At 39.0% G+C, this 22204-nt stretch carries 21 protein-coding genes and 1 pseudogene; 5 read left to right on the top strand and 17 right to left on the bottom strand.

Annotated features, from left to right (window positions below; genetic code table 11):
* Window positions 1–12: 12 nt before the first annotated feature.
* Complete coding sequence (locus NSU02_RS07145; RefSeq protein WP_063389388.1) at window positions 13–111, top strand: YjcZ family sporulation protein; 99 nt, start codon at window positions 13–15, stop codon at window positions 109–111.
* A 133-nt stretch (window positions 112–244) separates the two neighbouring features.
* On the opposite strand, the gene NSU02_RS07140 is transcribed toward NSU02_RS07145, so the two are convergent.
* The 5 genes from NSU02_RS07140 to NSU02_RS07120 form a co-directional block, all read right to left on the bottom strand.
* Window positions 245–1897: a bifunctional diguanylate cyclase/phosphodiesterase gene (locus NSU02_RS07140; protein WP_339194993.1), complete on the bottom strand. Its 1653-nt coding sequence runs from the start codon at window positions 1895–1897 to the stop codon at window positions 245–247.
* A gap of 94 nt (window positions 1898–1991) precedes the next feature.
* Window positions 1992–2453, bottom strand: coding sequence for a MarR family transcriptional regulator (locus NSU02_RS07135; protein ID WP_063389390.1), 462 nt, complete (start codon window positions 2451–2453; stop codon window positions 1992–1994).
* Window positions 2454–2663: 210 nt separating this feature from the next.
* Window positions 2664–4391, bottom strand: a complete 1728-nt coding sequence (locus tag NSU02_RS07130; RefSeq protein ID WP_339194990.1) for a methyl-accepting chemotaxis protein — start codon at window positions 4389–4391, stop codon at window positions 2664–2666.
* 419 nt (window positions 4392–4810) lie between these two features.
* Window positions 4811–6166 carry an aspartate kinase gene (locus NSU02_RS07125; protein ID WP_339194988.1) on the bottom strand — a complete coding sequence of 452 codons (1356 nt, stop codon included), beginning with the start codon at window positions 6164–6166 and terminating at the stop codon, window positions 4811–4813.
* Between the two features lie 469 nt (window positions 6167–6635).
* Window positions 6636–7928, bottom strand: a complete 1293-nt coding sequence (locus NSU02_RS07120; protein ID WP_144598471.1) for a hemolysin family protein — start codon at window positions 7926–7928, stop codon at window positions 6636–6638.
* A gap of 768 nt (window positions 7929–8696) precedes the next feature.
* Here NSU02_RS07120 and NSU02_RS07115 point away from each other — a divergent pair.
* Window positions 8697–9278 carry a carbonic anhydrase gene (locus NSU02_RS07115; protein ID WP_066250848.1) on the top strand — a complete coding sequence of 194 codons (582 nt, stop codon included), beginning with the start codon at window positions 8697–8699 and terminating at the stop codon, window positions 9276–9278.
* Between the two features lie 300 nt (window positions 9279–9578).
* Here NSU02_RS07115 and NSU02_RS07110 read toward each other — a convergent pair.
* Window positions 9579–9992, bottom strand: a pseudogene (locus tag NSU02_RS07110) (transposase); the annotation flags it as partial.
* 94 nt (window positions 9993–10086) lie between these two features.
* Between NSU02_RS07110 and NSU02_RS07105 the strand changes: the two are divergent.
* Window positions 10087–10662, top strand: coding sequence for a hypothetical protein (locus tag NSU02_RS07105; RefSeq protein WP_339194985.1), 576 nt, complete (start codon window positions 10087–10089; stop codon window positions 10660–10662).
* Between the two features lie 833 nt (window positions 10663–11495).
* Here NSU02_RS07105 and NSU02_RS07100 read toward each other — a convergent pair.
* The gene (locus NSU02_RS07100; protein WP_339193538.1) at window positions 11496–12611 is read right to left on the bottom strand and encodes an IS4 family transposase; all 1116 of its coding nucleotides are present in this window, start codon (window positions 12609–12611) and stop codon (window positions 11496–11498) included.
* 189 nt (window positions 12612–12800) lie between these two features.
* On the opposite strand from NSU02_RS07100, the gene NSU02_RS07095 reads away from it, so the two are divergent.
* Together NSU02_RS07095 and NSU02_RS07090 are read left to right on the top strand one after the other, a co-directional pair.
* Window positions 12801–12971, top strand: coding sequence for an NAD-dependent epimerase/dehydratase family protein (locus tag NSU02_RS07095; protein WP_339194982.1), 171 nt, complete (start codon window positions 12801–12803; stop codon window positions 12969–12971).
* Between the two features lie 131 nt (window positions 12972–13102).
* Window positions 13103–13333: a hypothetical protein gene (locus NSU02_RS07090; RefSeq protein WP_339194980.1), complete on the top strand. Its 231-nt coding sequence runs from the start codon at window positions 13103–13105 to the stop codon at window positions 13331–13333.
* Window positions 13334–13564: 231 nt separating this feature from the next.
* Here the strand turns inward: NSU02_RS07090 and NSU02_RS07085 are convergent, their stop codons facing one another.
* The 10 genes from NSU02_RS07085 to NSU02_RS07040 all read right to left on the bottom strand — a co-directional run bounded on the left by NSU02_RS07085 (window position 13565) and on the right by NSU02_RS07040 (window position 22204).
* The gene (locus tag NSU02_RS07085) at window positions 13565–13771 is read right to left on the bottom strand and encodes a hypothetical protein (protein ID WP_066251081.1); all 207 of its coding nucleotides are present in this window, start codon (window positions 13769–13771) and stop codon (window positions 13565–13567) included.
* Window positions 13772–14012: 241 nt separating this feature from the next.
* Window positions 14013–14735 carry an AIR synthase related protein gene (locus NSU02_RS07080; protein WP_339194978.1) on the bottom strand — a complete coding sequence of 241 codons (723 nt, stop codon included), beginning with the start codon at window positions 14733–14735 and terminating at the stop codon, window positions 14013–14015.
* A gap of 158 nt (window positions 14736–14893) precedes the next feature.
* Complete coding sequence (locus tag NSU02_RS07075; RefSeq protein ID WP_339194976.1) at window positions 14894–15328, bottom strand: bifunctional adenosylcobinamide kinase/adenosylcobinamide-phosphate guanylyltransferase; 435 nt, start codon at window positions 15326–15328, stop codon at window positions 14894–14896.
* Window positions 15280–15903, bottom strand: a complete 624-nt coding sequence (locus NSU02_RS07070) for a histidine phosphatase family protein (RefSeq protein ID WP_339194974.1) — start codon at window positions 15901–15903, stop codon at window positions 15280–15282. Before NSU02_RS07070 ends, NSU02_RS07075 begins: the two co-directional genes overlap by 49 nt.
* Window positions 15861–16658 carry an adenosylcobinamide-GDP ribazoletransferase gene (cobS, locus tag NSU02_RS07065; protein WP_339194972.1) on the bottom strand — a complete coding sequence of 266 codons (798 nt, stop codon included), beginning with the start codon at window positions 16656–16658 and terminating at the stop codon, window positions 15861–15863. Before cobS ends, NSU02_RS07070 begins: the two co-directional genes overlap by 43 nt.
* Window position 16659: 1 nt before the next feature.
* Complete coding sequence (locus tag NSU02_RS07060) at window positions 16660–18162, bottom strand: cobyric acid synthase (RefSeq protein WP_339194970.1); 1503 nt, start codon at window positions 18160–18162, stop codon at window positions 16660–16662.
* The gene (locus tag NSU02_RS07055; protein ID WP_339194967.1) at window positions 18159–18728 is read right to left on the bottom strand and encodes a bifunctional adenosylcobinamide kinase/adenosylcobinamide-phosphate guanylyltransferase; all 570 of its coding nucleotides are present in this window, start codon (window positions 18726–18728) and stop codon (window positions 18159–18161) included. Before NSU02_RS07055 ends, NSU02_RS07060 begins: the two co-directional genes overlap by 4 nt.
* Window positions 18722–19801 (bottom strand): threonine-phosphate decarboxylase CobD, encoded by a 1080-nt coding sequence (gene cobD, locus NSU02_RS07050; protein ID WP_339194965.1) that lies wholly within the window; start codon window positions 19799–19801, stop codon window positions 18722–18724. Before cobD ends, NSU02_RS07055 begins: the two co-directional genes overlap by 7 nt.
* Window positions 19761–20744, bottom strand: a complete 984-nt coding sequence (cbiB, locus tag NSU02_RS07045) for an adenosylcobinamide-phosphate synthase CbiB (protein ID WP_339194962.1) — start codon at window positions 20742–20744, stop codon at window positions 19761–19763. Before cbiB ends, cobD begins: the two co-directional genes overlap by 41 nt.
* Window positions 20741–22204: an adenosylcobinamide amidohydrolase gene (locus NSU02_RS07040; protein ID WP_339194960.1), complete on the bottom strand. Its 1464-nt coding sequence runs from the start codon at window positions 22202–22204 to the stop codon at window positions 20741–20743. The genes cbiB and NSU02_RS07040 overlap by 4 nt, the downstream gene beginning before the upstream one ends.

Raw genomic sequence — 22204 nt, 5'->3', positions numbered from 1 at the left:
GGAGGTTTTCATATGTCTGGAGTATCTGGAGGATACGGCGGAGGCTTTGCGTTAATCGTCGTTCTGTTCATTCTTCTCATTATTGTCGGAGCATCTTGGTGGGGATGGTAAATATTACATTTCGGCTTTTTCAAAAAAGCCAGAGCTAATTCGTTCGTTGAAACCGGCAAAATTGCCGGTTTCACCTGTTAAAAGCAGAATGTTTTTTTAAGAGCAATCAATCGAAATCCGACGATCAAGATTTTCAAATGAACAATTGCTTTTTCTTTTCAGGCCAATTTTGCAAAAGTTGGAATGCTTCATCAGATGAAACAGGCTTGCTGAAATAAAAACCTTGCATTTGAAAACAATGGTGGCGATTCAGAAAAAATACTTGTTCTTTTTTTTCGACGCCTTCCGCTACGATGGAAAGCTTCAAATTTTGCGCTAGAGCAATGATCGTTTTTACAACGACATTGTGGTCGTGCTCTAAATAAATGTTTTGAATAAAAGAACGGTCAATTTTAATTTTATCCAGCTTCAGCTTCGTTAAATAGCTGAGCGAACTATAGCCTGTTCCGAAATCATCGATGCTCAGACCTATATTTAGTTTCTTTAACTTGCGGATGATTTCCAAAAACCATTCAAAATTGTACATTGGGACGGTTTCGGTAAATTCAAGCTCAAAGCATTCAGGCGGAATTTCATACATCGTCAAGTAATCCGTAATCATTTTCACAACATCATGCTGGTAAAATTGTTTAATAGATAAATTGACACTGATTTTCAAGTCACGGAAGCCCTTATCTCTCCATTCCTTTAATTGCTGGCAAGCTTTTTCCATGCTCCATTTGCCGATTTCTACGATAAGCCCTGTATCTTCCGCAATCGGTATAAATTCTGAAGGGGGAATCATCCCAAGCTCTTTATGTTTCCATCTGAGCAGCATTTCAAAGCCGGTAATTTTTTTTTCTTTTGTATCGACGATCGGTTGATAATATAAACATAATTCTCTTTTTTTCACAGCTTTGTAAAGCTCATTTTCTATAAAAATTCTTCGTTCGATCGATTTGCTGTTATGATTATTAAATTGGGCAATGCGCTCGTTTTTTTCTTTCCCCATTTTGATAGCAATTTCACTATTTTTAATTAAAGTTTTCGGCGTTCTTCCATGTACCGGGTAAAACACGATGCCAATGCTGTAGTCGTAATAAATTTCCAAATCGTTGATGACAAGTATATCTTCCAGCTTATTGATACGATGCACAATATCACGAATCATCTCATCTTTATTTACAACATTGTAAACAATAACTAAAAACTCGTCATTTGACAGTCGACCTATAAAGTATGTATCGGGAAAAATATTTCTCAACTGCCTTGCAAATGACTTAATCACTTCATTACTAATATCTTTCCCAAAAATTTCGTTTATGTATTTATAGCGGTTAATTTGAAACTTCACAACTGCAGCAGGATTTTTTTCTGTTTGGCATAAATACTCTAAACGGTTGAAAGTAGCTTGTTCATTTGGCAGCTTTGTCAAATCGTCAAATTGCGTTAAATATTGAATCTTTTCATCCGCTTCCTTTACTTTTGAAATATCTCTTATAATCAGCGCATAACCATAAAAAAAATTATTGCTATATAAAGGAAGGCATAAGATGGACGAAGGCGTTTCCTCAACAACTGCCTCAAAAGTTGCAGGTTCGCCGGTTATCCTCACCTGTTCAAAAAGATGCTGAATCTCTTTTCTGGATGAAGAATGAAAAAAATGATAAATCGAACCTTTCTTTTGCAAAAAATGCGCAGCCATTCTGTTGCCTTCCTTGACCAATCCGCTTGGATCACAAAAAACGATCATATCAGGGTGAAATTGAAAAATGAGGTCATAAAATTGTTGAAAAAGGCGATCCATTATTTTAACACTTCCTCAACTATGGGTTCTCATTTTTTATATCGGTATAAACATAGCTTTATTCAATAATTACATAGAATTTCATTCATAAAAATTATCGAAACAGCACACTATTGCTGGAGTCTGCAGCTTTTTTTAACAGTTCAATCAATTGCACTTGTTCTTCTTCGGATAGGCCGGAAAAAACTCTCGCCATCCTTAAGGCGCGGATCGGATATATTTCATCAAAATATTGGCGCCCCTTCTCCGATAAATTTGCATAAACTGACCGTTTATCTTTCGGATTTTTTTCCCGATAAATCCATCCGTTTTTTTCAAGCTTGTCAATAACATAAGTTACATTACCGCTGACAAGCAATAGTTTTGACCCGATTTGCTGAAGTTTTTGCGGACCCTTTATGTACAGAAGCTCCAATACAGCATATTCGGTTGGATTCAAACCATGCTCCTTGCTGTCTCGATTGGCGTGATCCGAAACGTTTTTATACGCTTTTGCAAGCGTATGAAACAAGTTTAAAGCCCTCTCCATTTCTTCTTGAGTATAGGAAAAAAACATTTCCAATCCCCTTTTCCTTTTTTTATTTTATAATGCTCATTTTAATGGAAAAAACAGTTTATGTAAACGCTGTCATTTTAAAAGTGCGCTCTACCAAACAGTCATTCAAAATCTTTTCTTATCGAAAAAAATAAAAGCGTGCAGCAATATGCTTGCACGCTTTACAGTCCATTCATCCTTTTATTTTGTCATACGGTTCGTAAAAATTGATTATTGAACTTGAAACCTTTTCACTAAAGATTGCAAATCTCCAGCCAGATTTGACATGGATTCGGCATGTGAAGCAATGGTTGCCGCTGACTCATTTGCCGTTGCTGCTGAAGCTGATGTTTGTTCAATACCTGCAGCCGCCTCTTCCGAAATCGATGCGATGTTGGAAATCGAATCATTAATCGATTCGCTCGTTGATAACATGTCAGTTAAATCATTTTGAGCATTGTTGATTCTTTCGGAAATTTCTTTAATCGTTTCTTTAATTTGTTGAAATGCGGCACTCGTTTCGTTCATTGAATCCATTCCCGATTCTACTTGTTGAAATCCTAATTCAAAGCTTTTCGTCACTTTATTCGTCTCGCTATGGACTTCTTCCACGATTTTTTGAATATCCACAACGGAACTGGAAACTTGTTCAGCCAATTTTCTGACCTCGTCTGCAACTACTGCAAATCCTTTTCCATGTTCCCCCGCTCGAGCCGCTTCAATCGCTGCATTTAGCGCGAGCAAATTTGTTTGATCAGCTATAGATTGAATAACTTCAACGAGTTTGGAAATTTGTTTTGAGCGTTCATCAAGTTTTTTAATTTTTTTCATATTGCTTTGCATGCCTGTAAACATATAATCAAAAAGTTTTTTCGATTGATTCATCAGCTTGCTGCCATTGTCCGTCAACTCCAGCACTTCTCTCGATTTATCAAACATTTCTTTTCCATTCCTATGTATTTGATAAATCTTATCCATGTACATACCCATTGCTTCAGAAAGCTCTGAGGCAGAATTAGCTTGCGATTCTGCTCCAGCCGACAGCTCTTGCATTGTCGCAGCGATTTGGTTGCTTCCTTCTTTTAGCTCTTTAGAGGAAGAAAGCAAATCGCTGCTTTGTTTTGACATAGTATCTGAAGCATGATGAATGTCTTGCACGATCTTTCGAAGCTGATTCCCCATTTCGTTGACAGCTTCCATCAATTCGCCGATTTCATCCTTCGACTTTATTGATAACGGTTCCAACATTAGATTTCCCTTAGATATTTGCTCCATTTGGCCGGCGATTTTGATCAAAGGATTTGTAATGGAACGAGCCATTTTAAAGGACATGATGAAACCGATTAAAAGTATGGAGGCCAAAACAGCTAATATGACGATGATAGATAGATTGCTAAGTTGAATCATATTATTTCCGCTTTTGATTACATCGTTTTGTCGATCTGACGTCACTTTTTCAAATTCTTGAATAATCGTTTCCCCAAGCGGTTGTACACTTTCTTTCATTTGCTTTAAAGCATCATTCTTTTTCCCCATATCATAGTCGAATAAAACCTCGTGTCGGACAAGCAATTCCCATTGGTGGCATTTCGCAACTAAATCCTTCATTTGCTGTGAAGAATTCAATTTCAATAACTGCTTTTGAATCTCGCTGCTCTGTTTTGCCAATTCTTCGTATTTTTGACGAATGTCTCGGTCCCCATATAGAAGAAACTGGTTTATTAATGAAATGCGTTCTGCAATATTGTATCGCATTTTCTCGTTTTGGATCAGTCCTTCTACATCTTCCTTCATGATGCTTTCCGTATGATTTGTTAAATTTTTTATTACCCCAAAATTAATAACGGCCATTAAACATGTTAGCAGCATTAATATTCCAAAGCTTCTGAGCAGCCTTCTTCTCAATCCGCCTTGCTTTTTGGAAGTAGTGATCCTTGTCACTGTTTTATTCTTTTTCATATGATCTACGATCCCCTTCCCAAACCCCTTTTTTATTTATATCGGTGCAAAATTATCATTTTTAAAGAATAGTAAAATCGACCTAGTTTCATCATCAATGCTTCAGACCACTAGTTTTTTAAGAGGCATACGTCCGTTTACCATAACTTTTTCTGCAAAATCTTTTTTAATCCGCTTGAAACCGCATATGTAAAGCCGCCATATGTTTTTCAATAAATAGACTGCCCTTTTAGAAAGCAAAAAGTAAAATCGCTCGTTTTTGAAATGGAGAATGAACTTGCTATTTTCAAAGAAAAAGCCACTCATTCATCAGAAAAAAAGTCCCGGATCTCCATAAATACCTTATCTGTTCCAACAAAAAAAACAGCCTGCAGACAGAAAATACATTTTGTCTGCAGGCGTGGACAATTTTGATTAAGTTATTTAGTCCCAAAAAACTCTTCATATAACGCTTTTACGGCTTTCTTTTCATCCGTTCCTTTTACGCCAAACATCATGCTCACTTCTGATGACCCTTGATTGATCATTTCAAGGTTCACACCGCTGTTTGCAAGCGCTGTTGCAGCTCTGGCCATCGTTCCGACATTTTTCCGCATTCCTTCGCCAACAATCATGATTACCGCTAAATCATAAGCAACTTCTATATTATCGACTTCCAGTTCCTTTTTGATCCGCTCTACAACTTTCCGTTCTGTTTCCGAATCAAACTGATCCTGGCGCAAAATGACAGAAATGTCATCAATTCCAGAAGGTGTATGTTCATATGACAGCCCAAAATCTTCTAAAATTTGCATCAATCTTCGGCCAAAACCGATTTCTCTGTTCATTAAATATTTATTGACATAAATGCTGCAAAAACCGGTATCACTAGCGATACCTACGACAGGACCGTTAGAATCTGTTCGTTCATGCACGATTTTTGTACCAGGAGCCGATGGATTATTGGTGTTTTTAATATTTACCGGGATTCCTGCACGGAATGCCGGAATAAGTGCTTCGTCATGAAATACTGCAAAGCCAGCGTAAGATAACTCACGCATTTCTTTATATGTAAGCTCCCGAATTTCTTTTGGATTTTCAACAAAATTTGGATTTACAGAATAGACCGCATCTACGTCCGTAAAGTTTTCATATATTTCCGCTCCGACCCCGTTGGCCAAAATAGAACCGGTTATATCGGAACCGCCACGTGAAAAGGTGACGAGCTTTCCGTCTTTTGAATAGCCGAAAAATCCAGGAAAAATCAGAATTCCTGAGCGATCACGAAGCTTTTTTAAATTTTCATAGGCTTCCGGCAGCACTTGTGCATTGCCTGGTTCATCGCTCACAATAAGCCCTGCTTCTTTAGGATTCACATAATGGGCTTCAACTCCGCGCGATTGAAAATACGCAGTGATCAGTTTTGCATTATTATCTTCACCGCTGGCCTTCACCGCATCCATAAAACGGGCAGGATTTGATTTGTCCCCATGTAAAATTTCTTGCAAATCAGCAGAAATTCGATCAATAATATCATTAGATAATCCTAATTCTTTAGCAATTTCAACATATCTGTTCACAACAGCTTCATATGTTTCCTTTACGCTGCCATTGTTCAAATATTCTTCCCCGCACTTTATTAATAAGTCGGTCACTTTCACATCTTCTTTAAATCTTTTGCCAGGAGCCGAAACAACGACAATTTTTCTTTTCGGATCAGATGTGACGATGTCGAACACTTTTTTAATTTGTTGTCCTGATGCAACGGACGTTCCACCAAATTTTACAACTTTCATATTTACTACAACCCCTACCAATAATCTAGCAAAATTTTAAAATTTTATAAATCTTATTATCTCTTTTATACATCATTGTTGCAAGCTTTTTTTCCATTATAGCATTGAACCATGTCAAAAAAATTTTACAATACAATGCCCTTTCCGAATACATGTAAACAAATAAAGTTGTGATGCTTTACCGCCTTTATGCTTTGGCAGATAAGATTCACTTTTTATACACCCTTTAATTATGATATTCGAGCTCCTTATCCGTATTCATTAGCAGGAATGCCATCCGTATATATAGACGGCAATAAGGAAAGATTCCAAATTGCCCAAACTCGTGCACAATCGAGCAAGCGTTCCTGTAATTGATCATGAAATTTTTCTTGCGTTTTATCATAAAATTGATGGACCATTCGAATGCAAAAAACCGACCTCCTCCTTTATATAAGAGAAGATCGGTACACATCTAAGTTATTTTACATTACTTTCTTTCAGCAATTTCAACTGTTTTGACATGAAACCCATCCATGTCTAAAATTTTAAATGAATATTGATCAAAATCAATTTCATCTCCAACTTTCGCATCCATTTTCTGTGTCAAAATCCATCCGCCGATCGTGTCAACATCGGTTTCTTTAATCTGGAGACCAAAAATATCATTTACTTCCTCTATCAAAACTTTTCCATCCACAACTGTTTTGGAATCATTAATTTTCTTAATTTGCGGTACTTCATCAGCATCAAATTCATCGCGAATTTCCCCAACGATTTCTTCCAAAATATCTTCGACTGTTACTAAACCTGCTGTACCGCCATATTCATCAATCAAAATGGCCATATGGATGCGTTCCATTTGCATTTTGACTAACAGATCATGGATAGGGATCGTTTCAATAACATGAATGACTGGCCGAACATATTCGCTGACAGTTTTCTCTTCATCAATTCCTTTGACATAATCGGCGAGTACTTCTTTCATGTTCACAATTCCGATCATATTGTCTTTATCGCCATTAAATACGGGATAGCGCGTGTAATGCTCCTCCATCACAATGGGAATGCAATCTTTTAATTTCATGTCTTTATCAAAAGCGACAATTTCTGTTCTTGGAACCATGATTTCTTTAGCAATTCGATTGTCAAACTCAAAAATATTGTTGACATATTTATATTCAGATTGGTTTATTTCACCGCTCTTATAGCTTTCGGACAAAATAATGCGAAGCTCCTCCTCTGAGTGGGCAATGTCATGCTCCTTAGCTGGTTGTAATCCAAATAATCCTGTCAGCAATCGAGCGGATCCATTTAACGTTTTGATAAACGGTTTCATGATTTTGTCAAAAAGAATGAGCGGGCGGGCAAACCTTAATGTAATTTTTTCCGCCATTTGAATCGCGAAAGTTTTTGGCGCTAATTCCCCAACAACTACATGCAAAAATGTAACTACTGAAAACGCTACAACAAAGGATAATAAGGCTGTTACCGATTCAGGCAGGTTGAAGTATTCAAAAACTGGATGCAATAAATGTTCGACCGTCGGTTCGCCAATCCAGCCTAATCCTAATGCAGTAATCGTAATCCCTAGCTGACAAGCTGATAAATATTCATCTAAATTAGCGATCACCTTTTTAGCTGCAATCGCTTTTTTATTTCCTTCCATCACCAGCTGATCAATTCTAGAAGTACGGACTTTCACGATTGCGAATTCAGAAGCAACAAAAAATGCTGTAAGAGCAATTAAAAGCGCCACAAGCACTAAATTCAATATTTCCAAATATTCTCCTTACTGGTTAAAATCAGTAAGGAATACACCTCCTATTTTCTGTTCTTATTATTCTTTTCTATAGAAAAATTATATGATAAATGAAAAATGAACAGAAGCACCTTTACGAGTTTGACACTTTGTTTTGACAACTTTTTCATCACGTTTTTGTGCGCAACAAAGTAAAACTCACGCTGTTTTAGCTGTTTATGAATCATTTTCATTATTATGAAAAATTTTCCATATAAGCAAAATGATATTCTTTACTTACGTCTTAACCAGCCAATTTACAATGAATTTCTTGCATTGATTGCTTCCATTGATCAGCTGGAAAGTTTAGAATTTGTCTTTTTTATGAACAGCCAGCCTTTCATTTTTGACAATACTGTTTTATTTTTTTAAGAAAATTTCTTATGTTTTCCATTTCCCATTCATTTGTTCGTTTCCAAACTTCAAAGATGGATGTTCAGAGGCAGGAGAGTATGCAGATTTCATTGTGGCAAAAGACCTCCTAATCTAGCCCTAAATTTTCCATCATGTAGTCACTCCTAATCATTAAATTATTTTTAATGTACTAAATAAAAACTATGTAGTCAACGTTTTCGTATAGAGAAAATCGTTAAACTCCTGCAAATCATGTATAATAAATGTCAAGGACCTCGGCTCGTCTTTATAGTTAAATGCCAGAAATCTCTGAAAAACGGCTAGACAGCCGAATTCTGACTTGCCAAACATAAAAAAATTTTATACTTTAGTCAATAAAAAGAAAGGGTTGAAAACATGAGTGTATTAAACGATATTTTATCCTTCAACGAAAATTTTGTTAAAAATAAAGAGTATATACCATATGAAACATCTAACATTCCCAATAAACATCTTGTCATTTTCACTTGCATGGACACAAGGCTTGTTGAATTACTGCCAAAAGCTTTGAACATTAAAAATGGGGATGTCAAAATGGTAAAAAATGCAGGTGCCGTGTTGACACACCCTTTCGGTTCAACAATGCGTTCCATTTTAGTGGCCGTCTATGAACTTCAAGCAGATGAAGTAATGGTTATCGGCCATCATCAATGCGGCATGTCGTCAATAAATCCAGAAGAGCTAATTGCCAAGCTGAAAGAACGCGGCGTAGATGAAAACACAATTAAAACATTAGAAAATGCAGGCATCGAACTGAAAACATGGTTTAAAGGGTTTGACAAGGTAGAGGACAGTGTCGCAAAAAGCGTTGAGATCATTAAAAACCATCCGCTCATGCCGAAAAATATTCCGGTACACGGACTCGTTATTGATCCTAATACTGGAAAACTAGACCTTATTGTCAATGGTTATGAAAACGAAACCGTTGATCAACGATAATCTGCTTTGAGGGGGATGTTGAATAAGTCGTTTTTACGGCTTATAGACGCCCCATTAATGTTATAGAAACGTTGATATATCGGTGTTTATGATTTTTTGTTTTCAATGGCGATTTGACTTTCTAAGACAGCCCCTTCTTACGATTAGTCAAGAGGTTTATCAATAGTTATTTGAGATAATGAATCTTTTTTTGGCGGAAGGGGTACCCCCTCCGCCAAAAAAAGATTTTCGCATACCAAATAAACCTAATGATTTTTACTTTTTTCGCTAGATCAAACATGTTATACTTTTCCTATACAATTACGAAGATACTGAAGCGATTTCGTAATTGTAAGTTAAATTGTGTGTAATAAGGTGGAAGAGGCACTTCAATAACTTATTCACACATGCGATGGACGCAACTTTATGACATTTGTTATAGGGTTGCGTTTTTAATTTGTCGTAGTATTCTACAAAATGATTGTGTCCAAAGCGTCGCTTTTGGATCATATTTTGAATCGTAAAATAAAGGATTTTGCGCAGATGACTGTTGCCACGCTTATTGATTTTATCTTTGTAAAACAATGTGCCTGATTGAAAACGCCTTATATCAATTCCTGCATAGGCATTGAGTTGCTTATGATTTTCGAAGCGTGTCATGTCGCCTATTTCTCCAATCAAACGAACAGCTGTATTTTTCCCTATACCAAGAATACTGATTAATATTTGATATTCATTCTACAAGGGGAAATTCACCGTGTGGATCAGAACCGGTCACGTTTAGAGCGCGCAGAAGGTTATCTAAGTAATTACGAAAAGCAGCAAGCCATTGGAGCATAACCCGTTCCTAAAAGGGAAGATGCTTTTCTCAAAGTCCATCAAACAAGAGTATGAAGATGCCGTTGCTGCCCGTGACCGTTATAAATTCTACATGGAGAATGAAGGCGTTTCTAGAAGAACGGACTTTGAAAAACAAGTGGATCAGCTCGGCAAAATGGAAGCGAGAGTTCCTGAATTTAAAGGACAAATCGAATCTTTTGAAAAATGGGTCGATCCTATTAATCTTCAAGTTAATAAAGTAGAAACCGAGATGACATTTAATTATAATGGTAGTTCCGTAACTTCCTACACTGCAAGAGATAGAAGAGAATGGCTTACAGCAACTGGATGGAGTGAAAGCAGCCACAATCTTTCACATGCTTTTGTTGGTGGCAGAAATGCACAGGCAAAAACCAAATCAACTATGCGTAATAGTGCATTTTGCGTAGGTCAACCGACTACCTATGTATATTACAATACGAATAACATAACTGTTTATTACAATGGCAGTGCATCCGGTAATGTTTCAACCTATGCAAGTGGTGGATGTTCAAGTTGGTTAAGTTATAGTACTGCTCTAATTTAAGAAAATTAACCTCTTGTCAGGTAAAAAAATCGCCTTGTTAATATCAATGTCACGGTGACAGGGCGATTTTTTATTATTTTATTTATGAAATCTAAAGATGATTGTTATTTATTTCCATTTAACTTGCTAATCCATAGTTTCTTTTTTTAGATTGATAATTGCTATGATTAACTCAATTACAGCTAATAGTAACAAGATGATTCCAATTGAAAAGATTGTTGGAAACACGACGAATAAATGAGTTGCAGAAGCAATGATCTGACCAGGAACATATTTTTTGTATAGACAGAATATCTCGATTACAAGACCTAGAATGATTAAAGACCAGAAAAACCAAGCTGGAATATTAGAAAAGATATTGGTGTTCCTAAGGTAGTTAACAAAAAAGGTTAGCATTGCTACAAGCAATACCCCATTTAAAATAAGAAATAACAAAGGAAGCGAATCTTCTTTTCTTTCTTCCACTCAGGATAAAAAAAGTGGCAAATCCAATCAATAATACGGATAAAATGGGAATGATCTCTAATACCATGATTTTACCTCTTTAAAGTAAATAATTTTTATTTTTATCCTAATAATACCATATATTTGTCTTAAAATTTTGGTGATTAAGGAAACAGGCTATAATAAGATTTAAATATTTCCATAAAAAGTAAGAGAATTAGATTTTTTTACTTTAAATTATTTCATTAGCATTGCATAAATATAGTTAGAATTTTCTGTTAATTAATTTTTGTGAATTTGTGCCAAAAAGACAAAACCTAAAGAAAGGTGGCACTGCCCATTTGGTAAATATATACAGTTAAACCAGAGCGACAACGACAAAAGGGAGATTATGGACTGGCTCGCCCATCAAATTTTCGCAACCAAACATAAGCTGGTTTCCACAGAGCTCTCTTTAACCAACGAGTAATTCGAAGTAGGGATTTCTTACTTTTCATCTCCAATTGAATGAGAACATGTAAGCAATACGTGATCAGGGCTAAGAAAATTTGATTTTGAATAGCTGTTTCACTCATTCCATAAAAGTGCTTAATTTCTACGTGTTGCTTGAGCCATTTGAAAAAGAGTTCAATAGCCCAGCGAGATCGGTAAATATCACTTATCTCTTCTGGTTTTAAATCAAATCGGTTGGTGATGAAACGAAGTAAGTTCCCTTTTGTGTCCATAACTTCTAGTAGACGAAAGACATTTTCAGTACGATTTTGTGTGGTACCAATGTAGACCATTTTATCGGATAGAACGTGACAATCATCAGGAAGTGAAAATGTATAGACTTCACGAATGACTGCGTTTTTCTTCAGTCTTGAAACGAAGAAATAGCCATCATCTGTCATCCGATCAAAACGTTCATAGTCCACATAACCGCGGTCAAACACATACATGGCTTCTTGATCATCCACTAGGACTTCGAGTTGATTTCGGTCATGTTCTTTTGCTGTCGTAATCACTGCTTTTTCAGGATAGACGGTGTCTTTATCCATGAAAACGAGCCGTAAGTGTAGCTTTACACCAGCTTTTGTTTTACGGAATTTTGCCCATTTATAATGGGTCAAATTCAACGGGAGTGTACTTGAATCAATGATTTTCAGTGGCATATTCTTTCCGTTTTGATAATGGTACCGTTGAATTTTCCAAACAAGATCCAAGAACAAATTTGCAAGAATTAGTGGGTTGATCTGATTGTTTTTTCGGGATAGCTGAGAGGCACTTATCGATTCAAATCCGAGTGCTTTTTGAAGATCTTCGTCTACAAGTGCATCACTCATTTCCTCTAAGCTCTTAAATTCGAGCAGCTGGGCTACCAATAAAAGTTTAATATAGGCTTCTGTTGTCAGCTTTTTTGTGTAATAGTCCTGTTTCAATTCTTTGACTTGTTCGCTAAGTTTTTGAATATTTATGGGTGAAACCCATTTACCAAATGATGAAATTAGTGTATTCTTGTCCATAACAGTTATCCTTTACGATTGGATTTGGACAGGAACCACCTGTACTTCCATTGTAAAGGATTTTTTTGTTTCGAAATCAATAAAAAATTGAACATTCTTAGTATTTTGAATCATCAGATTTAATTACTGCAATGCTAGTGAAATTATTTAAATAATTTTGAAAAGAACATTTATAGAGGGAGGGATAAAATGAAGATCGTTATTGCTGGTGGTTCAGGATTTATCGGACAGAAATTGACTGAGTTCCTTCTTAATGAAGGACATAAAATTATTATCTTAACTAGGAAGGCAAAAAAACTTCAGGGAATGTTTATTATATACAATGGCTTGAAGAAGGGATTTCTCCTGAAAATGAAATAAGAGATGCCAATGTATTTATTAATTTAGCAGGGGTTTCAATAAACGATGGAAGATGGAATACGAACCATAAGAAAAAAATTTATAACAGTCGTCTGGTAGCAACAGATGAGTTAATACGAATAATCTCACTATTGCCTAAAAAACCAGCCATATTTATCAATGCAAGTGCAATCGGTATTTATCCACCATCAATAAATGATGTATATACGGAAGATTCGTTAGAAACATCAAATGATTTTTTAGGTAAGACTGTATATGACTGGGAAAACAAAGCTAAACAAGTAGAAGCATATGGCATTCGTACAGTGCTTATCGGATTTTTGTGTGAACAGCGATTCCATTTCTGGGAAAGTCAGTTGTAGTAAAGTGTGCATTCTACTTCGAAGCATCGCTAGTTCTTCGTCTAATTCATGATAGTATCGGGAAAGCGCACGCATTTGGTCGAAGTAGTGGTCCTGCGGTTTTTTTATGCGCCGTTCGGTTGTGGGCATCACTTTTATCGGTTTTATGAATGCGCATAGTAGCCGTTTGAATCTTTGATTCAAGGGGATTTAACAGACAGTACGGAAAACCGTGATCATTCATAAAGCGCTCTAATGGGAATACACGCCTGTTGCTTCAAATACAATGGCTGGAACTTGTCCATCTTTTTGTACTAAATCGATGATTCGTTTATTTAGCTGTTCAAAATGGGGGCGATTATGCAAAATTTCCCCCTCAAAAATACAAGAACGTGCAGCGTTATAAATCATCATATAACTTTTTCCCATACTGACATCAAAAGCAATGACGCTTTGCATATACATTCCTCCCGATTTTTATGTAGAAGTCTTCACTTCACCTTATCGATTCCCTTTTCTTATACACGATCTCAAAGATCCAACATACTGAAACTGATTCTTATAAGGGCAGTGAAGTAGGCCAGTTTTTTCATTACGAACTTAAGGTTCTGGGGCTGTCACGACCTATTCTCCACTTCTACTATAAAAAATAGTAGCACAGACCATGGCCGTGGTCTGTGCTACTTATCTTAGTATGTTTTTAATCACCTGTATACAAACGATAAAAATGCCTGCCTGCAATGGCTGCAATTTCCTTTTCCCCTGCTGGATCATAAGAGAGCAAAAAACATGTCGCAGGTCCAGCTGATTTGTTTATATCAATTTTTTTTGAAACAATCATTGAGTGATTGAGTCCATTTTCTTGACATAATTCATTCCATTCGAATTGAATTCCTTTGGAGCCGACGGGAACGATTTCATACACAGATTTATGGTCTAAAAGTTTCTGAATAAGGGAAAGCGGAGCGATTTCCTCCTTATTCTTGATGACCTCTTCCCCTACAAGCGGTCTGCCAATGCAAGCAAATTTTGCAGCTTTGGTCGTTCTTTTTATCTTCATTTCATCTTTTTTCACTTTCCCGATGACGATAATTCCAACTGCGGATTGAACCATAGAAAAATTGCTTTCTGTACTGCCCGTTATCGGGATCGGCTCCATGTCACATTCTGAAAAAATTTTGCAGCAGCCTTTTTTTAACCGATCCCATTCTTCATCACCGATAAAATTTTGGATTACAAGCGCAATCGGTGTTGCGCCTACTGCTAAACATTCTGATAAAGCAACACGCAATCCAAAATATGCAACGGTCTCGTAATCGACCTGTACGACATCGAAATCTTTTTCCCCTACTCCAGCAGAATTATCAGCCGCAATGACAAGATACTCATCGCTGACATTAGGCAGAAAAATCACATCCCGCATGATAAAAAATCTCCTTTTTTTGAATTAAAGATGTGCGATCTAACGGTCACGTGAAGTTGAAGCAGTAAGATGATAAACAAAAACGTATGCTTTTCCTAAAAAATATATGTTCAAAGAACTTTCACTACTAAATTCAGGATGGCGCGTTCAGAGCGGTTTTACTTCAGCCTTTCGTTTAATCCGTACCAGATAATGTCAAAGCGATCAGCTTTTTTGACTAAATCTTGAAAGCAAAAACCGCATGCATCTCTCCAAAGTCTTTCTTGTTGGTCAACCGGTACAATTCCTTTTGTTATATCATTGCCGATGACGACGATTGTCCCCTTCCCTTCTTTTTCCCATCCACGCCATGCCTCGACCATCATATCCCAATAGTTCCGCCATTCTGCAAATTGATTCATAATCTGAAAGATATACTGTTCAATTCCTTCAATGACCGTTATTTTTTGAAAATGCTCCGTCTCATAAATTTCAGACATTTTGGCATTATTCACGTAGCCGCAAAACCATTTGCAAGCGCCGGATTGCAGCCGGTAATGCTCTTTCACCCATTTTCTTTTTCCGTTGAACGCTCCGCCGACAACAACATGCACCGCTTTCCCCTCCTTACATCTGTTCGCTTTCCTGTCAATGAACAATACGCTCCATGATCCAAGCGCCATTGCCAATATGATGATCCTTCGGGTCCATACCGATAAAGGATCTCGCGAATGACGCCGCCATGAGTGATCATTGCAATGTGGGAAATGGTTTCATCAAAAAAATAGGTGACCGTCTTTTCCCAGCCTCTTTTGACCCTTTCTGAAAAGGTTGGATACGATTCTCCGTTTGGCACTTCAAGATGCAGCATATCGCGAAGCCAGCTTTGATAGCGGGCATCTCCTTTCAGTTCGGAATAGGTTTTCTGTTCCCAATCGCCGAAATTCATTTCCCTGAGTTCTTTTAAGGCAACGAATTTTTGTTTTGGGTAAATGATGCCGGCCGTTTCTGCGGCGCGTTGCAAATCGCTTGCTATTACCAGATCAGGAGCTTTTGGATAATGGCTTTTTTCCAAAGCTTTTTTTCCTTCTTCACACAGTGCTTCATCCGTCCAGCCGATATAGCGTTTTTGTCTATTTGCTTCTGTCAACCCATGACGTATAAGAGTAACAACCACGTTACCATCCATAAAACTGTCTCACTCCCTTCAATCACTGCTCCAAAGGAATCTCCTGTTAAGCCGCCGAACGATTGAAGGAAAAACCGGCGGGCGTACAAATAAAGGAAAATAGACGATAAGGCCATCAAAAGATAAACGGCTGGTAAACCCGGGATCATGGGGACGGCGATGAAAAAACATAACAAATAACCGATCAGAACGGCGAAATCTTTTTTGGCAAGCGTTTTAGCAAACAAGTACCCAAGCCCTTCCCGTTTCGCCATTCCCGGACCATCAATCATTAGGGCGCAAACGATGAGACGGGAAAAAAACGGAATGAACACAGCAAACCAAAAATTGTCGATTGCGCCGATGATTTCCGCCATAAACAAAAAGCGAAAAGCTAACAAAAACAGCAGCGCCAACACCCCAAACGTTCCCACTCTGGGATCTTCCATAATCTTCAGCCTTTTTTCCTTGTCGCGATAAGAAAAATAGGCATCCGCTGTATCTGTAAAACCGTCAAGATGAATGCCGCCCGTTATCGCCACAAAATAGAATAAAAGAAAAAGAGCGCAAGCCCAATTGGACAATGGTGTCCAAAATTTTGCCATATAGATGATCAAACTGCCTATCAAACCGATGAAAGCCCCGATCATCGGCATACTTAACACCGCAAATTTGAGCCGTTTCTCATCTATTGCAAACTCCTTTTGAACCGGAATGATCGTGAAAAACTGGAGCGCAAGAAAAAAACCCTCCATTATTTGTCTGGCCGTTCTCATTTCATTTCCCCCACGATTGAATGATGTTGAGCAAATCATCCATATGAATATGGTTTTGGACATGTCGGGCAATCTGTTCATACTTTTTTGTTTTTTCCTTTTTCAACCATTTTACTTGCTTTTTTTCAAGTCCTTTCCGTTCTCGAATCCTGTTGAGCCATTCCGTGCGGAATTCGTCATTGAAAAAAATATGGTGGAAATATGTGCCAATCACCCTTCCAGAGTCGATCACTGCGCCATCCGTCCCGTCCGAAAGCTTGATAAAAGGCCGCACTGCTTGCGGAACAATCGGTTCGGTTACGCCTAAATGAATTTCATACCCTTCCACGAAAAACTGGGGAAAACCTGATTGCGGATGAATAATTCCTTTGTTCCGCACCGTTTTTTTCTCATGATAAAAAGTTGTGCCCACTGGGAGGATGTTGAATCCTTCTTCATAACGTCCTTTCACCCCTGTATCCGATCCGGCTTTATCATACAAGTATCTTGAAAGCATTTGATAACCGCCGCAAATGCCGATGATCGTTCCGCCCGTTTGGTTGTATGCTTTAATCTTTTGAGCCAAGCCGCTATTTTTCAATTGTTGCAGATCGTGAATCGTGCTTCTCGTTCCCGGAATCACGAGGGCATCCGGTTCGCCGAATTCATCCGGGCCGGACACAAGTCGGATGGAAACATCTTCTTCAAATAAAAACGGCTCAACGTCCGTATAATTGGATATATAGGGGAGCTTTACCACCGCAATGTCAATTTCTCTCCTGTTTTGGTTGGCAAATCGTTCGGTGAGCGACAAAGAATCTTCGCCTTCGATCATATGTCCGGAAACATAAGGAACCACCCCTAATACTTTGATGCCCGTCCGTTCCTCCAGCCATTGCACACCGGGTTGAAACAAGCTGAGATCCCCTCGGAATTTGTTGATGATAATCCCCTTTACCCGGCTACGTTCTTCTTCGGAAAAAAGTTCAAGCGTCCCGATAATGCTGGCAAACACGCCGCCCCGATCGATATCTGCTACCAGTATCACCGGAACGTCGGCCAGTTCGGCCACTTTCATGTTGACAAGTTCCCTGTCTTTCAAGTTGATTTCAACAGGACTTCCTGCCCCTTCCATCACGAGAAAATCATATTGTTCCGACAGCTTTTCCAGTGAAAGCTGAATCGCTTCCAGCCCTTTTAGATAAAATTTTTCCCGGTAATCTTGGCCGCCTAATGTTTCATAGCTTTTGCCAAGCAAGACGATTTCCGAAGTGCAATCGTTTTTCGGTTTCAATAAAATCGGATTCATATAGACGGAGGCCGCCGTGCCGGCGGCTTCTGCCTGAATTCCTTGAGCCCTGCCGATCTCCCTTCCATCCAATGTGACATATGAGTTGTTTGACATATTTTGTGATTTAAACGGAGCAACCTTGTAGCCAAGTTTGTGAAAAATAGCACAAAATGCCGTGGCAATGAAACTTTTGCCAACATCAGAAGCCGTTCCCTGAATCATGATCCCTTTCATTGTAGTTCTCCCTTCATAGCAACTGGAATGCCGAATTCCATTCTGACCGCCAAATCCGCACGTTCAACGATTTGTTGATGGAGATGGCCGAGAAGGCGAACATATTGGAACACTGCATTTGACCGCGCTGGAAATTCCCAGTTGACCTCATTGGAGACGATGCAAAATAGCTCGCAGCTTTTTTGCAGCTCAGAAAGACCACGGATGATTTTTTCCAACACATATTGGCGAAAAGAAGCGGTCTGCCATCGTTCACCATGTTGTTCATGAAAAAAAAGTTCGTTTGTCAACAATGTTGTTAAACAGTCCAACAGCACAAAATCATTTTTTTGCAGTTTTTCCGACAACTTGCCGACATCATTTGTCTGTTCAATTGCCAGCCATTTTTCTCTGCCTTGGGCTCTTTTTAGCTGGTGTTGCAATATTCGTTTTTTCATTTCTTCATCTGATGGAAATGAGGTTGCAATATAAACAAGGCGGTTTGCCTGATTCTTTTTAGCCGTCAAATAATATTCGGCCCACGAACTTTTCCCGCTTCTCACCCCGCCGGTCACAAAGATCAACACTTGTCCTTCCACTCCTTAAGCGCTAAAAGAAGCCGGTCGTTTTCTTCTTTTCTCTTAACCGCCAAACGAATGTATTTGCCGGACAGCCCGTTGAAATTGTATGTATGTCTAGGCACTATACCTCTTTCCAATAAAAAGCGGATCAAAGGCAGCATATCTTTTTTTGGCTGCTCTCTTAACAAATAAAAGTTGACAGAGCTGTCCGCCACCACAAAACCAAGTTCATGGAGTTGTTCAAACATTCGCTTCCGTTCTTGAGAGATCATTCTTTTTGTTTTTTTAACATAGTCTTCGTCCTTTAATGCTTCTATTCCCGCCCTCTGTCCAATGGCGTTGACGCTCCAATGCACCTGAAATTTTTTTAGTCTCTGGATGACCGTCTCATCGGCAAACAAAAAGCCAAGTCTTAAACCTGCAATGGCATACATTTTGGTCAAAGAACGCAAAATGATCACATTGGAAAAAGATGATAAACAATTCAGAATTGATACGTTTTCCAAGGCGAAATCATAGAATGCTTCGTCCAGAACGACAAACGCATGCTTCTTTTTGGCATCACGAATGATTTCCAATAATGCTTCCCGGTTAAATACTTTGCCTGTCGGATTGTTGGGGTGGCAGAGGAAAACCGCTTTTTTCCCGGAAAGAGCCGTTTTTAGCTCCTCAACGTTCAACTCCCAATTGTCTTCCTCTTTTAAAACATAGGATGAAATCCTCTTTGAGAACGGTTCGCATGCTTTTCGGTATTCTGAAAATGCCGGTTCCACGATCAATACGTCTTCATTTTGCAGCAAGGCGGCTGCAATGATAAAAATAAGTTCTGCGGCACCGTTTCCAATTAATATATTTTCAGGCGAAACATTTTCCTTTCCGGCAATTACCGCTCGCAATTCCCTTATATCAGGGTCTGGATAATCGGAAACAAATGAAAAAAAGCGATGCCAATTTTTGCGGATGCATTCAGGCGGGCCGAAAGGATTGATGTTGACGCTGAAATCGATGATGTTTTCCGGCATCCGGATGTTCAATGATTTATAAAGATAAGATGGATTGGCTCCATGTGATGGCAGCATCGAAGCATACACCTCCGATCATGAAAAATAGCAAGAAAAACCTGTCTGTTTTCTTCATAATATCAATGGCCTCCGGAATATGTTTTGCTTCTAGCGAATAAACCCCGTCTCCCAATTTAGGGCGATTAGAAATTTTCCCTTGATAACGGTTGATTCCCCCTAATGATACACCCAGCAAAGCAGCCATGGCGCTTTCAAGAAATCCGCTGTTGGGGCTGGGGTGTTTGCGCGCATCCCTTTTCAGAATGGAAAAGCATTCCCGCTTTTGAATCCCTTTTGCCGGATGATTGACAAGTACCATGATGAAAGCTGTCAGACGGCTCGGAAGGTAATTCAACAAATCGTCCAGCTTGGCGGAAGCAAACCCGAATTCAGCGAACTTCTCGTTTTGATAGCCTACCATCGAATCCGCAGTATTGACGACCCTGTACAAAACCGCAAAAGGAGCTCCGCCGAACAGCGCCCAAAAAAGCGGAGCGGTAATGCCATCGCTCGTATTTTCCGCTACCGTTTCCACCGTTCCCCGAACGATTTCCGATTCTGGCAAATCTGCTGTATCGCGGCCGACAATCCATGACAGCTTTTCTCTTGCCGAAACGAGATTTTTTTGGCAAAGTGGTTCATAAACTGCCAAAGCTGCTTCCCGCAAACTTTTTTCCGCTATCATAAAAGAAATGATCACCGCTTCCGCAAAAATGCCCGCTGCTGGGTGAAGCCTAGAGAAAAATGACACAATTGAAAAAGCGGCCAGCATAAAAAATAAACCGACCAGCATGATCATCGCCATACCTTTTTCTTTCTTAAAGCGCCCTTTGTTGAGGCGCTTTTCGCAAAACGCAATAGACCAGCCAAACAAGCGGACGGGATGGGGGGCATTTTTCGGATCCCCGATGACTTGATCGATCACAAACGCCAGCATGATCGCAATTACATGTTCTGTCATGTCCTTCCCCTTCTTTTTTTATTTAGCTGAATCGCTTGAATTGTACTCTCATATACCCCCCTGCCGATCAATCTTCCAAGTGTTGTGATCGTGCCAGCGTGCTGATGAAAAATGCCCTTTTGCGTGGCCGCCACCAATATGCTGTCTGTGGAAGTGCCTGTTGCAATCGTATTGGAGACAGGATCCAACACTTTTTCATCAGCCAGAGCCTTCGTTTTGGCTTCCGTTGCCGTCATCACACTTTCAATAAATGCTTGATCAGATAACCGTCCGTTTATCAAAATCCATGTATTGATCGTCCCTGAAGCTATGCCATTCCGTTTTATACTATTTGCTGCATCCACTGCATTGGAAAGTCCTGCTGTCACAACAATGACAACGGAGACTCCTTCTGCTTCAAGCTCGCTGACTACCCCATCTTCCAAACAAGCCGCGGTCATCATGGCGACTGTTGCATGTTGATCAAACCCGTTTTTCAGCAGAAAATCGGCCATTTCCGAACGGCTGTCTTGACAATTGTAGCTTTTATCGACATGACGGTTGACAAAAGTGCTGTGCCAGCCAAATCCTCCGCCAATAATGGCAGATGAAAGGGTTTTGAGCGGCGATGCCGCTTTTAAATAGATGAGTTCCTTCGTCTGAACAATGTCCCTTTTTGTCACTTTATATGTTTCTTCCTGTTTCTGTTCGGGTAAAAGCAGCATTTGCGGGCGGGCAAGCTCCGGATGTGATTGTTTGACAATCGAAACACCATACACCTGTTCAATCGTTTTTTCGTTCATCACGACAGATGAATTATCAACGGCAACCGCTTTTCCATCTTTTAATAACAGCAGTTTGTCACAATAAAGGCTTGCTAAATTCAAATCATGAAAAATTGAGACAACCGTTAATCCATTTGATTGTGTCCAATTTTTCAACTGATCAAGCATGATTTTTTGATGGGAAATATCAAGATGGTTCGTGGGTTCATCTAATAAAAGCAAAACGGGGTTTTGTGCAAGAGCCTGCGCTAAAAAAACCCTCTGTTTTTCCCCGCCGCTTAATTCATTGATCGCTTTATTTTTTAAGTGGGAAATATTCGTCTGCTCCATGGTCTTTTGGATGATTTGTTCATCTTCTCCCGTCAACCGCTTGAAGAAACCCGTTTGAAAAGGATAACGGCCGAGCGCCACTGTCTCCCAAACGGTATAATCAAACATTTGCGTTGGGATTTGCGGCAATGAAGCGATGTTTTGCGCCAATTTTTTCGGAGAATAAGCAGAAAGAGGTTTGCCGGCAAGCTCGATCGTGCCGCTTTTAACCGGAAGAATCCCGCTGATCATTTTTAATAGTGTCGTCTTTCCACTCCCGTTTGGCCCCAAAATGCCAAATATTTCCCCTTTTTTTACTGAGAAGGAAAGGTTTTCGATAATCTTTCGCTCTTGATAGCCTCCCGAAATGTTCTTGACTTGCAGCAT

The organism is Aeribacillus sp. FSL W8-0870, from assembly GCF_037963755.1.
Lineage (GTDB): Bacteria > Bacillota > Bacilli > Bacillales > Aeribacillaceae > Aeribacillus > Aeribacillus composti.
Note: the sequence above shows the minus strand (reverse complement) of the source record. Positions and strands in the feature narration are given on the sequence as shown.